This is a genomic window from Streptomyces misionensis, from assembly GCF_900104815.1.
GTDB lineage: Bacteria > Actinomycetota > Actinomycetes > Streptomycetales > Streptomycetaceae > Streptomyces > Streptomyces misionensis.
In genome coordinates, this window is record NZ_FNTD01000003.1 from 151,468 (window position 1) to 164,592 (window position 13,125).

Consider the following 13,125-nt stretch of genomic DNA (forward strand, 5'->3'; position numbering starts at 1 on the left):
CCCTCATGACCATGCTCGCGCCCGCCCAGACCGCTGCGACGACCACGGTGGTGTTCACCGACGCCACACTGGCCAAGGCGGCCGAGCTCGCCGCCGACTCCTACCTCCCGGTCTGGACCGGCCCGTCCGGCGAGGAGTCCACCGGCGAGTCCGTAGCCCGCCACCTGGAAGCCACCAGCGTCCTGCTGGAGAAGGACGGCTGGATCCGCGTCTACGACTACAGCCAGGACTGGTTGACCGGCGGCGTGGACGTCCCCGCCGACGACGACTCCATGACGGTCAAGGAAATGCTCCGCGTGCTGCTGCGCTTCATCCGCGAGGAGAGCGAGAGCGGGAGCGGTGCCCGGCCGCAGCGGACCCTGTCCGCCGCCCTGCGCCACGTCGGTGAGGACGGCAGCCACGGTGACACGGACACCGCGGTCGTGGCGGGCTGTGTCCTGGACCGGGTGATCCAGGCCCACACCGGATCGGAAGCGGCCCGCGCCGCGGCGTGGTCGGAGCGCCAGCATCGTACCCACGCGGACATCACCGCGCTGCTGGCCGCCGGCGCCGCGTTCGCCCGTACCTACGGGCCCGCCGCCGGGCAGACGGTCTGACCCGCGTCTGACGGCTGCCTGACCCGCCCGGACCAGCCCCGCTCCCGCGCGGTGGCTGGGCCGGGCGCGGTCCAGGGGAGCCGGACAGCCCGGACCGACAGTCGAGGGAGGCCCTCATGGCCACGACGATGACCCCGCTCCAGCCCGGCACGGAGGCCACTGCTCAGGCCGCTGCTTTCGCGATCTTCGGCAGCGACATCCCGCCGATCGACCCGGAGGAGTACGACGGCAGCTGGCGTACCACCCTCCACGTCATCGCGGAGGAGTGGGTGGGCGAGGGCCGCTTCGAGCGGCACGCCGCCCGCACCGCGGCCGCGCTAAACGAGCTGTTCGCCACGCAGAAGCGCTACGGCGTCGGCTCGCCGGAGACACGCGCCGACAGTGACAGGCTCCGGCCGCTGATCGACCGGTGCCGCCACTTCGGCATCACCACCGCCGACCTCATCCGGCATGGCGCGCAGTTCCCCGCGAGCTGATTTCGCGCCCGCCCGGCGGGAGCCGCATCCAGTTTCGTGCCCGCCCTGCGCTGCTTCGCGAGTACGGCCGCCCGCCTCCCGGGCTGCCGGCCTTTTCGTGCGCGCGGAGCGGGTAGAGCCGGTGCCAGTTTCGTGATCAACCGACCGCGCCGACCGCCGCTTCGGGAACGCGCCGCCGCGTTTCGGGAGCAGCCCCGCCGTTTCGCGCACGCTCTGAACGACCCTCTCGGAGGCCCCACATGACGCTCACCGACTGGCCGCGATCCGCGGCTGAACCCGACCCCGACTCGGCTTCACCGGCCGCCGTTTCGGGGACGCCCAAGCCGGTTTCGCAGCCGCCCGGCACCGTTTCGGAGACGGCGGCGTTCGTTTCGGAGACGGAAAGCGGAACCGGAACGAAGCCTTCCTCGGCGAGGCTGACCGGTACCCAGAAGTGGACGGCCGGAGCGATCGTCGCCGCCGCGCTCGCCCTCGCGGGCATCGGCCTGTACCTGTCCTTCGAGCACGTCGCCCAGTTCGCCCACGAGGAGCTGCGCTTCGGCTCGCTCGCCCAGGGCCAGCTGTTCGCGGTCGGCGTCGACGTCGGCATCATGGTCATGATCGCGGTCGACCTGCTGATGGCCTGGCTCAAGCGCCCCATCAGCTGGATCCGCTACCCGGTGTGGCTGCTGACCGGCGCGACGGTCGTCCTCAACGCCGCGTCCGGAGCCCCGGCAGGGTCCTGGACGCTGCTCGACTACGTTGCCGCCGGCGCCCACGGCGTCGTCCCGGTCCTCTTCATCACGGTGGTGGAGCTCGGGCGTACCGCGATCGACCGCGTTGTCCGCCCTGAGCAGGCCGAACGGGACTCGATCCCGTGGCTGCGATGGGTGCTCGCCCCCGTGGCGACGGCCCGGATCTTCCGACGGATGCGGCTGTGGGGCGTCACCTCCTACCCGGAGATGATCCGCCGTGACCAGCAGCTCATCGCGTACGAGCAGTGGCTCAAGCGCAAGTACAAGGGCGACATCTCCAAGGCCAGCGAGGACGAGCTGCTGCCGATGAAGATGGCCCCCTACGGCTACACCGTCGACCAGGCCCTGGCCATGCCCGACGAGCAGGAACAGGCAGCCCAGGAGCGAGCGGAAGAAGCCGAGCGCCGGCGCCTGGACGCCGAGACGCGCAGTGAGGTCGCCAAGGCGGAGTCCGAGGCGGAGCGGCTGCGCGCCAAGGGCAGGGTGGAGCTGGTCCAGGCGGAGGTCGACGGCCAGACCGGCCAGGCCCGCGCCCATGCCCGGGCCCAGGTCAGCGCCGCAGAACGGGCCGCTGAGCTGGAGCAGCAGGCCCTCGACAACGCCGTGGTCGCCGAAGCCCGCGCCCGAGAGGCCGAGGCGGACCGGAAGGCGGCCCAGGAACGCAGGGCGGCAGCCGCCGCTGACCTGGAGAAGGCCGAGCTCGAGCGCCAGGCAGCCGAGCAGCGCAAGGCGGCGGCCGAGGCCGACAAGGTCGCGGCAGCTGAGGCCAGGGCGATCGAGACCGAACGGATTGCGCTGGCACGCCGGAATGCGGCGGCCGCGGACCTGGAGGCGGCCGAGCTGGAGCGCCAGGCAGCCCAGAAGCGGAAGGAGGCGGCGGAGGCCGACCGCATCGCCGAGGCGGAGGCACAGGCCATCGAGACCCAGACCATCGCCGAAGCCCGCAGGGCTGCCGCCGAAGCGGACCGGGCCGCTGCCGAAAGGGAGAAGGCCGCCGCCGAAACGCGGCGCGCTGCTGCCGAAGCCGACTGCAAGAAGGCGGAGGAGGAGCGCCTCAAGGCGGTCGCGCTCGCCGAGATCGCGCGCTCGCAGAAGGAGGCCGCCGAAGCCGAGCGGGCTGCTGCCGAAACGCGGCGGGCCGCTGCCGAAATCGAGCGGCGCGCGGTCGAAATTGAGGACGCCGCGAAGCTGACGCCGCGCGAGCGGGCGGTCCGCAAGGTCGCGCGCATGGCATTCGCGGCCGGCGCGGTGTTCGTCGGCCTGGACGCCGACGGGATCCACCGCGAGCTGTGCCGGGTCGTCTCGATCGCCGACGTCCAGCGCGAGTTCGACGTGTCGTCCACCGACACCGCCTCCAAGTACCGCCAGGAGGCCGTCGCGCTCATCGCCGACGGCTACCGACCCCAGCAGTGACCTGCGTATTCGCCGAAGTGAGGAGTTCGAGATGAGTACCCCGATGTACGCGGTCGGCGTGGTCCTCGTCCTGGTGACCCTGGTCATCGCGCTGGCCACGCCGTTCGTGCTGGTCCACTACCGCATCCCGTACGAGCACGGTCCCGAGTGCTGGTGGTGCCACCCGCACCTGCTGCCGCGCCGGCGCCGCGCCCGCTGACACCCCAGCCGCTCCATCGTCCGGCACACACCAGTGAGGGCCAGCCCGCTCGAATCGGGCTGGCCCTCCGCTGTGCGCTGCCGGAAGCAGCCAACAGCCCCACCAGTACACCAGGAGGGAATCCTCACCGTGAACAGCAACGACCCGAACTACTCCCCTCTGCGCGATGTCGCGCAGAACCCGGAGGCAACCGCCCGGTACCTGGCCGACGTTCAGCGGGTCCTGCTGGACATCGGCAGGAACCTGGAGACCCTCGCCCAGGAGATCCGCGTCCACTGCCGCGACACCCACGTCGAGGGCGACCGGTTCTACGACGCCTGGCTGCGCGCCCAGCCCGTGGAAAGGGCGTTCAAGGACGTCCTGAGGAACGTCGAGGCCGTCACCAAGGGCCTCGAAAAGGGCGCCTACAAGCGCCGCGCCCACGATGAGGCGGTCGCAAATACCGCCCGAAAGCGAAAGGAAAAGGAGCTGGAAAGGCAGCGTAAGAAGACCCCGCAGCCGCTCCAGGCCGCGCCGACTCCGCCGCAGCAGGGTGCGTCAAGCCAGAATATCGGCTATGGTGGCCCCACGTCGATTTACGACATGGGTACCAGGGAGTCGGCGTGACGCGCCCCCTCACCAGCATCGAACGCTCCATTCAGGGGCGGAACGACTGGCTGAAGGAAGAGGAGCGCAAGGCGATCGAACGTCGCGGTGAGATCGGCCGGATGGAATTCTGGCTCCGCGTTACTCGATCCCGAATCACCAAGGACGTCAAAGCCGGACGCAATGACGTCATTCCCGGGTTCACCAGCGTCTGCCGCCTTTTCAAGCTCGCGATCGACAAGCGTGCCGAGGGCGACGCGAGGCTGTGGAACCACCTCATGCAGTACGCGAGCCAGGTGCTGGAACAGCACGACCCGCGTAACTGAGCGTCACCAACGAAGGTCCCGCCGGGCTCCGGCGGGGCCTCGCGCGCGTAAAGCGTGCACACGTGCACGTGCACGCGCGTGCACACGAGACCCCACTGTCTGTCAAGTCCCTGGAGGGGAGGTGCACCGTGTCCGACGAGTCCGACGACTCCGGCAGCGGAACCCTGGTCCGCGGCCCCTGGAGCGGTGATTCCACGTTCGCACCGCCACCGATCCCGAATTTCGCCGACACCATTCCACCGCCGGAAGACATTCCGGAGGCTCCTCCGGAGTCTCCGGAGGAGACGACGATGGAACTTCCGGTGATTCCGGCTGCACCGGATCCGGCAACGGCGCTGCGTTCGGAGGGAATCACGGCGCCCGATCCGGAAGATGACGCGGATATCGATTTGGAAGGCGAATACGTTCAGCCGCGTTCTCTCGCTGACCGTCTCGGTGACTGGCTTGAATTCCGGCTGGAAAGGGCGCGGGCGCTTCATGAGGGTGAAGCACCTTTCCGTGAGGCTGAAATAGCGCGGAAGGCTGCACTGCTGGAGGGCCGCACCGCGCAGGAAGTCGCGATGATGGAGCAGAACGGAAAGCTCCATGCCGCGATGATGAAAGCGAAGGGAGACAAGGCGGCGGCGCGCGGAAAGGCGGATGCCGACCGCATGAGGTCGTCCGGCTCCGGCCTGGGGGTGGACAAGGGCCGATCGAAGGCCGGCGGCGGGGGAGGGCCCTCGCGCGGCGGTGGCGGCAGCGGCGCCTCCCGCAACGTCTCCGGGCCCGGGCCGAACCGCTCCAACTCCGGCGGCAGCAACGGGCGTTCCGGCTCCGCCGGTGGCGGCAAGGGCGGCGCGAAGGGCCCTGACCGGCCCTCTGGCAGCCGTACACCCAGTTCCGGTCGCAACGGGTCGTCCGGGGGGTCGAAAGGCTCTCAGACGGGCTCTGGCGGCTCCGGCAAGAACGGCAACTCCAAGGGCGACGGGGGCGGCCGGGGCCAGAACGGCCCGGCGTCCAGCGCCCGTGCCGAGCGGGCCCGCAGCCGCCAGGAGCGCGCCGGGGCCCGGCAGGCCGGACGGCAGGAGCGGCGCAGTGCCGGTCACGCCGCCGGCCTCGCCGACCGGACCAAGGACCGCGACCAGGCCCGCGCCAACCGGCAGCAGGCGTGGGAGTACCGCCGGGCCAGGAAGGCGGAGCGGGAGGCGGCGCGGAAGGCGAAGCGGGAAGCCGCGGCGTCGGCCACGCCGGGCCGCACCACGTTGGGCCGGGCCGTCGCGGAGGAAGCCCAGCGGCGCTTCGACAAGCGCCGCGCCGACGCGAAGGACGCGAAGGCGGGCACTGAGAAGGTCAGCCTGATCAAGGACAAGGACGCCAAGGGCAAGGGCACCGACGGCAAGGACGAGAAGACCGCCAAGGACGGCCCTGACGGGGCCTCCAGCGCGACAAAGGACGTCCCGTCGTCCGATGAGCCGGGGAAGGGCTCAAAGGCCGGTGACAGGCCGTCTGATGACTCGAAGAAGCGGCGTCGGTTCCGGCGTCGGCGCAGCGGTGCGACGGGACCGGCCGGATGGCGTGGACGCGCCCGCCGCACCGGTCGCACCGGGCGTGCTGGGCGCGCCGGCCGACGTGGCCGCCCGGAAGGCAGCCCGTTCGGCGCGCAGGACCCTCCCACGGTGGAGTGGCCCGATCGCCCCCGCCGCCCGCCGCGCACCGACGGCAAGGGCACGGGCGAGGACGACATCGTCGACGCGGACATCGTCCCCGATAGGCCCGCGGCCGTGACGACCGGCGTGAAGGGCCTGCCGCCCGCGCCGGAGAAGCACACTGCCCGGCCCGGAACCAGCCGACCCACCGGCACGGAAGGGAGCAGCGTGAGCAGCTCGGAAGTCAGCAGGCCGTCCGGGCAGAGCGGCCTGGCCGTCCAGCACCGTACGGACATCACGTTCGACGAGTACCTGATGGAGATGGCGAACATCGCCATTCAGGCCGCCGTCGACCAGGAGCGGGCCGAGGCCCTCATGGAGGCGCTCGGCAAGGTTGCCGATGCCCTGCGGGACATGGCCACCGACCTGGTCGGTGACCACAACGTCTCCACTCAGGTCACCGACTTGATCACCGACCTCGCCGACGCTGCGGCCCGTATGAAGTCCCAGGCCGAACAGTGCGCGATCGAGTGCGGCCTGGCCAAGGAGGCCGCCAAGCTCGCGGCCGCCATGGTCGCCCGCGTCTACGGCCAGGACATGGACGCCAAGGAGGACGCGGGCCTGACCTACGCGTCGTCCGCCACCCACCACGACTAACAGCTCGGAGGACTCCCGCTGATGAGTGACCTCGCACCGCACACCGGCAGCGCGGCGCCCGCGCCGGCCGACGGCGACAACCGTTACAAGGCCGTCCAGGCCAAGCTGGGCAGGCTGGGCAAGGCCATGGACGACGCCGCTCTCGAGCTGGAGTCGCTGCGGCGCAGCATGCAGGCCAACGCCACCCGCACGGAGGGCGTCGCCGTTGACATCGTCAACGCCGGCCTGGACCCGAAGTTCGTGGAGCTGACCAACAACGTCGCGCTCGCCCTGGGCGGCGCGGCCGTCCAGGTCAAGAAGCTTCACGAGACGGCCGAGGAGGCCGCCGATCTCACCCACCAGACCAAGCGCACCCACTCCAAGCTGTACGGGGCGCTGGACGACATCCGCTCCAACCGGCGTGAGAAGACCCCCAAGCCGGGCTTCCTCACCCGCTGATCCCCCACCCACCCATCCCGTCACGGGCGGCCCTGCGGCAACCGCGGGCCGCCCGTCCTGCTTCTGTGAAGGAGACACCGGTGTCCACGCCGCGCAGTGTCGCGCTCGAACGCCTCGCCTACACCCTCGCCGCGCCTGTGCTGGCCGTGGCTCCGAACCTTTACCCCGACAGCCCCGTCAACCAGGTGGTGCAGCTGGCCGGTGCCGCCGGGGTCGGCGGCATCGTCCTGGCCGCCAAGGGTGAGGAGACCGGCGCCGGACGCAAGATCCTGCGCTGGGCGCCGCTGGTCCTGGCCGCTGCCGTCGACGTCGCCGCCAAGCACACCCTGGGCTGGGGGCCGTACTGGATGGACGGACTGCTTGCCGCCGGATGGGCGGTGGCCGGCTACCTGGTGATGCCGTTCTCCCGGCACACCCGCCGCCGTCACCGTCCTGCTCTGGCCGCCCCGGTCCCGCAGCCGGTGGCCGTCGCGGCTTTGGAGCCGTCGGTGGCGCAGCCGGACGACGGAGCCGGAGCCGACCTGCTCACCCGCGAGGCGCGGATGATGTGGGAGCGCGCCGGGATGCCCGCCCGCACCCGCGTCGTCAAGGCCACCCGGCACTCCGGCATGCGGGTCGACCTCACCCTGCTGCTGCGCGCCTCGGAGACCGGAAGGCCGATCACCGGCCTGTCCCCTGAAGCCGTCGGCGCCGCGTTCGGCGTGCCCGCGGCTGACGTCACCCTCGCGGACGTTCCGGTCCAGCCCGGCCGGCAGGGCGGGCCCGGCTGGATGGAGGCCCGGATCACCCCGGAGGCCAACGCCCGGCGCCGCACCGCGCCGACGCCCCAGGAGCGTTGGATCGACCGGGTCGGCGGACCCAAGGGTGGCGCGCCCGGCTCCGAGCTGGTCCACAAGACCCGTGACGAGGCACGGGGGGTGACCTTCTACCGGGCGGGGATGACCGATTCCACTGAGACGCCGCGTATCGACCTGGCCAAGGTCTGCCGCGCGCTCGGGCTGCCCGAGGACGACTCGTGCGTGTTCGTCCTCATCGACGGGTCGGAGTTCCTGATCAGCGCGTTCGACGAGCCGCCGCTGAGCCAGATCTTCGCCGCCACGCGTGAGCTGCTCACCCCCGACGCCAAGGGCATGTACGTGTGCGGGTTCACCATCACCGGCCAGCCGGTGAAGACGATGGTGTTCCAGCACGACAAGAACGCCGCGGCCCACGGCCTGACCCTCGGGGTCAGCCGGTCAGGCAAGACGCAGTTCTTCGCGATCAACATGGCCGCCCAGTCCCTGGCCGGTCAGGTGGTGTGGCTGTCCACCGTCCGCAAGGACGAGAAGACCACCGTGCTCGGGAAGTACATCGACCGGCAGGGCTCGAACGCGCTGTGGATGGCACGCCAGCTGCGGGCCGCGAAGGCGCTGTGCGAGATCAGGGCGGAGATGCCCTGGCCGCACGACGGCCAGCCGCACGACTACAAGCCGGGTGACCCGCGTTGCCCCTACCGGCAGCTGAATGTGTACGCGGATGAGTTCATGACCGCGGCGCAGGACGGGGACTTCGGAGAGTTCATCCAGAAGGACGGCGAGGACCTCACGGTCACCGGGCTGAAGTACGGCATCGGCTTCAACCCGGCCGGGCAGTCGCCGTTCGCGCACAACGGGTTCTCCACCGAGATGAAGGACAACCTGCGGCAGAACAGCCGCCCGGTCATCTTCAACATGGGTTCGCCCGGCGCCACCCGCAAGGCGGCGGAGGGCACCATGGAGAACCCGTACGACGTGCCGACCATCCCGGCCCGCTACTCCCGCAGCGAAGGCTCCGCGATCGAGCGGGCCATGCGCGGCGAGGCCGACCCCGAGAACGGCGTCTCCACCGGTGGCGTCGCGGTCATCGTCCTCGACAACGGCCGTGCCGTTCTCATGCGGTCGCTGTACGCGGACTTCGATACCGACCTCTCCGAGCTGTTCCCCGACGAGGTCAACCGGCTCACCGACTACGAGATCAGCGAGCTGGAGAAGCGCGGCCTGTGGTTCGACTGGAACGAGCCCGTGCGGCCCGGCGAGTTCTGGCCCGAGCCCGACGAGGACGACGACGGCGAGGGCCGCTCCCGCCGGCGCGGCGGAGGCGGCGGCAAGGGTGGTGGCGGGCGCGGCTCCAAGAGCGGCAACCGCCGCTCCGAGCAGGTCGCCTCGCCCCGCCAGGCGCTGGAGGCCATCAAGAGCCTCACCGAAGCCTGATCACCCCCCTATCCCCTGGGCCGGCCTGTCCGAGCGCGGCCAGCCCCACCCGATCCCTCGCGAAGGAGCACCACCACCGTGGCCCTGTCCATCTCCGCCGCCGTGCTGCTGGGCATCATCGTCGTCGTCCTGGTCAAGGGCGGCTACGTCCGCGTCGGCTCCGCGCTGGCCTGCACCCTGTTCGGGTTCACCCTCGCCGCGACCGGCCTGGCCCCGACCATCAACAGCGGCCTCGCCTCGCTCACCGGACTGCTCTCCAGCCTCTGACTACGCCTCGGTCCACGGCGGGTCCGGGGTGTCATTGAGTCCCTCGCAGTTCCAGCAGTCCCACTCCGAGGGGAGTTCCCACTTATCCACCCAGAAGCCGACCTGCTTGCCCACCAAGTAGTTGTCCTCGCCGCACCACCCGCACTCGAAGACGAACTCCACCCCAGCCCCTTCCCCGCGCTTGTAGGTCCGAGGATGCCCGGGGCGCGGGTTCGATGACACCCGAACACCCAATCCCCCGCTGCACAACGCCGAAAGGGCGCCGCCAGACACCAACCGGCGGCGCCCTTTCGGCGTCCCCTGCCTGGAGCCCCGATGCCCCATGCCGCGCACTCCCCCGCCATAGACCCACCCTCCCCGACCACCACCCAGGCCGCCGCACCGCCGGCAGAACTGTCCCTCGAGGAACGCCTCACCCTGGTCGACGCGAAAATGACCGTGAAGCTGGACGAAGCGGCCGTCAAATACGAGGTCAACACGGCCCACATCCCCACCGAGCCGGTGGACCTGGCCGACATCGTCACCGGCCCCGTCGACACGGAGCCCGTCGCCACCGGGCCCGCCCCGCTGCCGGACCTGCACCCGACCCCGGTCGCGGCCCTGCTGCAGCGCGCCCACCACCGCCTGCTCACCGGCGGCTGGTGCAAGGACGTCCTGGTCGACGAGGACGGCGCCCGCTGCATGCTCGGAGCCATCCGCATCGAGGCCCGCGGCGACAGCGGCCTGGAAGCCAGCGCCGCCACCGTGCTCCTGGACACGATCCGCCGCAAGTTCGGCAACGTCGACTCCGTGCCGTCCTTCAACGACGCGCACGGATCGCCCCGCATCCCGCTCCGCATGGTCGACCAGGCCGCCCGCCTCGCCGACGCCCGCGGCCTGTAACCGCTCCGAGTCCCCTGCCTCGCGCCCGTACCCCGCACGCCCGGGGCCCGGACGCGGGGCAGGCCACCCGGCCGCAACGCCCACCACCCACACCAGCGAAGGAGTAACTGCCCCATGTCCAGCAACGACAGGCAGATGAACGGCCAGCCCCGCCCGAACTGCTTCCTCGACCATCTCGAGCTCCCGCCCGCCCGCAAGGACAAGCAGCGCCTGGCGCGGCTGCGCGCCGCATGGAAGGCGTCCTGGGAGGAAGGCGGCTTCCTCTACCAGCGGTGGGAAGAGCTCTACCAGGCCCGGCACGCCAGCTGGCACGAGCTCGCCGCCTGGATCAAAACGGCCGCTCTGTTCGGCGGTCTCAGCCTCATCGTCATGATGGTGGACACCGCCGGCGACATCGCCTCCGCCGCCCTCAAGGGGCTCAACGACGTCCCGGCCACCAGCGCCGGTGACGGCAGCGGCCTGTGGGGCACAGTCGACCACCCCGTCCGCGCGTTCCTTGCCGACCAGGCCGCGCACCTGGCCGTCGCCCCCGCCGCCCTGTACGCGTTCTGGCAGCTGACCGGGCTGCTCGGGCTGGTCGGCGGGTTCTTCGGCAACGCCGGCGCCCGCATCGCCTGGCTGCTGTTCGGCATCGGCAGCCTCGCCATGATCTGGACCGCCGCCCCGATTGGGGGCCGCGCCGCCGCCACCGGGCTCGCCGCCCTCATGTGGGCACTGGCCAGCATCTTCGCCCTGCGCGGTCTGACCCTGCGGCCCATCGTCCACAACCACCCGCCGCAGTACCAGTTCAACCCCGCCCTCCACCTGCACGCCACCCTCCCCGCCCCCGCCCCGGCAGGCGACGACCTCGGCCCCGACAACGTCCACCCGCTCCAGCGCTGACCCCGCACCCGCACCGTCCGGCACCGCCACCACGCACCGAAGGAATCCGATGAAGACACACCTCGAACAGACCGAGGACTGGGTCGGCACCTTCCACGGGAGCCACCACGGCCGCCCCGCCACGGTCACCGCGACCCGCGACGACACCCGCCCCGAGCCGTACGCCTGGACATGCACCTGCGGCGCATCCCAGTCCTTCCCGACCGAGGACGGCGTGTGGCCCACCGCCTGGCGGCACACCCACCCCACCCGCGTCGACCGGCTGCGCTCGTGGGTTATCCGCCGCTTGCGCACCGCCCGCTGACCTGACGCCCTGCCTGGCCCTCGCCCCGCCCCGTTCGGGGGCCGGGCGAGGACTGGACAGGCCGCCCGGCCGCACGCACCCACCCCGCCCACGGCCGTGTCCGGCCTGCTTCCTTAAACGCGACTGGACCGGCTACATCAGCAGCCGGCGAAGCGACAGTAAAGAAGTCGGTGTCTCTCGTTCGTGAGCACCGGCACCATGGTCGTCTGTAGCTTCATGCGCGAGAGGACGAGTGCGACGGGTGTCTGGAGACGGGCAGGCGGATCTGACGGAGCTGTGGCAGCAGCGTTGGCCCAGTTGCCCGCCGGTTGGGTACAAGCTCCGGGGCCCATATCGGGATGTCTGGGTACGTTTTCACAGCCTGCCGGAATCGAAGCGGTACGCGGAGGACGAGAGCGAGTACGCCGTCGTCCTGGAGCGTTACAACACCGTCCTCGATGAGCTGTTCGCTGGTGCGGACGTGTATGTGATCACACCACTCTGGACGACCGAAGCGGAGGTTCCACCCTCGCAGGCCGTCAGCGGGTATTGGCAGAGCTTGCTGGTGGAGGACGATCCTGACCCTGCGTTCCGCACGTACTGCCACCTCTTCGCCACCCGCCGGCCCTGGCGGCGTGGCTGCATCGACGAGCAACTGCGAGACACCGCCGACGACAAGGTGGCGGGCGTCCTCATCACCGACACCAAGATGCAGCGCATCCACCACCCCTACGACGGTGGCGCCGACGTTTTCCTCGCCACGCCCGAGGAACGGGACCGGGTGCGCGATCGGCATGCCGACTGGCTTTCCCGTCACCCCTCGGGTCTCTGAACGGCTCGGATCACCGCTCCGCTCGAATGGTCTTCACCGCAAGCACCGGGTTGAGGGGCTCCACCAGTTCCTTGGTCGCGACGGCTACGAGGCGCGCGGGCGCCTCACTCTCCAGCAACGCGCTCACGTACTCGAGGGCTTCCGCAGGCGAGAGCACGGACAGTCTCTGGCGCAGTGTCCGCACAGCGTGCATGCGTCCGCGCGTAGCGGCAACTCCGCGGAGCGCATCGTGTAGATCGTCCACCGCCGTGCGCACTGGAAGCCCACGTATCCGGGCTCGGTAGTCGTCCTCCCATGCCCCAGTCAGCGCGGAGACGACGCCGACCTGATGCAGCCCCCCGTCGACACGGTCGACCAGGTATGGCCCGTTGCCCGCGAGCATGAACTTCGGATTCCGAGTGCGCACGAACTCCTCGGACGTCCAAGAGACGATCCACACCAGTTCGTGCTCCTCAACGTCCATCACAGCCATGCGCAGTGCCTCCGCACTCGCAGCCCGCCACTGTTGATAGTCGCGCTCCAGCTGTTCCTCAACGGCCTGAACGGCGGCTTCTCGCTCGATCACGCGTGCAGCATCCCGTACCGGCCCGGTCTCGACCAGCGAATTCCCTCAGACCCGGGCCAACACGCAGAAAGGGCCAACGAGCCACCTGCGCCCGCCTCCTACATCGCTCCCCCGGCCAAGCACCTGCTGGCCGCCTG

General features: G+C 70.7%; 16 protein-coding genes. 14 read left to right on the forward strand and 2 right to left on the reverse strand.

Features of this window, described 5'->3' with window-relative positions; all coding sequences use genetic code 11:
• Positions 1–5: 5 nt before the first annotated feature.
• From BLW85_RS00950 to BLW85_RS00990, 10 genes are all read left to right on the forward strand, one after another.
• A complete protein-coding gene (locus BLW85_RS00950) occupies positions 6–596 on the forward strand; it encodes a DUF6197 family protein (RefSeq protein ID WP_244174774.1) in 591 nt (196 codons plus the stop codon).
• Between the two features lie 116 nt (positions 597–712).
• Entirely contained in the window at positions 713–1,072 is a 360-nt protein-coding gene (locus BLW85_RS00955; RefSeq protein ID WP_074990056.1) for a hypothetical protein, read from the forward strand.
• Positions 1,073–1,311: 239 nt separating this feature from the next.
• Positions 1,312–3,219 (forward strand): DUF2637 domain-containing protein, encoded by a 1,908-nt coding sequence (locus BLW85_RS00960; RefSeq protein ID WP_074990057.1) that lies wholly within the window; start codon positions 1,312–1,314, stop codon positions 3,217–3,219.
• Positions 3,220–3,250: 31 nt separating this feature from the next.
• The gene (locus BLW85_RS39120) at positions 3,251–3,418 is read left to right on the forward strand and encodes a hypothetical protein (protein ID WP_167381344.1); all 168 of its coding nucleotides are present in this window, start codon (positions 3,251–3,253) and stop codon (positions 3,416–3,418) included.
• A gap of 129 nt (positions 3,419–3,547) precedes the next feature.
• Positions 3,548–4,024: a hypothetical protein gene (locus tag BLW85_RS00965; RefSeq protein ID WP_074990058.1), complete on the forward strand. Its 477-nt coding sequence runs from the start codon at positions 3,548–3,550 to the stop codon at positions 4,022–4,024.
• Positions 4,021–4,329 (forward strand): hypothetical protein, encoded by a 309-nt coding sequence (locus tag BLW85_RS00970; protein WP_074990059.1) that lies wholly within the window; start codon positions 4,021–4,023, stop codon positions 4,327–4,329. Before BLW85_RS00965 ends, BLW85_RS00970 begins: the two co-directional genes overlap by 4 nt.
• A gap of 128 nt (positions 4,330–4,457) precedes the next feature.
• Positions 4,458–6,611 carry an ATP/GTP-binding protein gene (locus tag BLW85_RS40525; protein ID WP_279628559.1) on the forward strand — a complete coding sequence of 718 codons (2,154 nt, stop codon included), beginning with the start codon at positions 4,458–4,460 and terminating at the stop codon, positions 6,609–6,611.
• 21 nt (positions 6,612–6,632) lie between these two features.
• Positions 6,633–7,049, forward strand: a complete 417-nt coding sequence (locus tag BLW85_RS00980; protein ID WP_074990061.1) for a conjugal transfer protein TraB — start codon at positions 6,633–6,635, stop codon at positions 7,047–7,049.
• 80 nt (positions 7,050–7,129) lie between these two features.
• A complete protein-coding gene (locus tag BLW85_RS00985; protein WP_074990062.1) occupies positions 7,130–9,277 on the forward strand; it encodes a chromosome segregation protein ParM in 2,148 nt (715 codons plus the stop codon).
• A gap of 78 nt (positions 9,278–9,355) precedes the next feature.
• The gene (locus tag BLW85_RS00990) at positions 9,356–9,544 is read left to right on the forward strand and encodes a hypothetical protein (protein ID WP_074990063.1); all 189 of its coding nucleotides are present in this window, start codon (positions 9,356–9,358) and stop codon (positions 9,542–9,544) included.
• On the opposite strand, the gene BLW85_RS39125 is transcribed toward BLW85_RS00990, so the two are convergent.
• Positions 9,545–9,706, reverse strand: coding sequence for a hypothetical protein (locus tag BLW85_RS39125; RefSeq protein WP_167381345.1), 162 nt, complete (start codon positions 9,704–9,706; stop codon positions 9,545–9,547). It lies immediately after the preceding gene.
• 153 nt (positions 9,707–9,859) lie between these two features.
• Between BLW85_RS39125 and BLW85_RS00995 the strand changes: the two genes are divergently transcribed.
• From BLW85_RS00995 to BLW85_RS01010, 4 genes are all read left to right on the forward strand, one after another.
• Positions 9,860–10,426, forward strand: coding sequence for a DUF6197 family protein (locus BLW85_RS00995; protein WP_074990064.1), 567 nt, complete (start codon positions 9,860–9,862; stop codon positions 10,424–10,426).
• A 114-nt stretch (positions 10,427–10,540) separates the two neighbouring features.
• Entirely contained in the window at positions 10,541–11,308 is a 768-nt protein-coding gene (locus tag BLW85_RS01000; protein ID WP_074990065.1) for a hypothetical protein, read from the forward strand.
• 49 nt (positions 11,309–11,357) lie between these two features.
• On the forward strand, positions 11,358–11,612 hold the full coding sequence (locus tag BLW85_RS01005) for a hypothetical protein (RefSeq protein ID WP_074990066.1): 255 nt from the start codon (positions 11,358–11,360) through the stop codon (positions 11,610–11,612).
• Positions 11,613–11,853: 241 nt separating this feature from the next.
• Positions 11,854–12,423: a DUF3885 domain-containing protein gene (locus BLW85_RS01010; RefSeq protein WP_208624801.1), complete on the forward strand. Its 570-nt coding sequence runs from the start codon at positions 11,854–11,856 to the stop codon at positions 12,421–12,423.
• Positions 12,424–12,433: 10 nt separating this feature from the next.
• On the opposite strand, the gene BLW85_RS01015 is transcribed toward BLW85_RS01010, so the two are convergent.
• Complete coding sequence (locus BLW85_RS01015) at positions 12,434–12,988, reverse strand: YrhB domain-containing protein (protein WP_074990067.1); 555 nt, start codon at positions 12,986–12,988, stop codon at positions 12,434–12,436.
• Between the last annotated feature and the right edge of the window lie 137 nt (positions 12,989–13,125).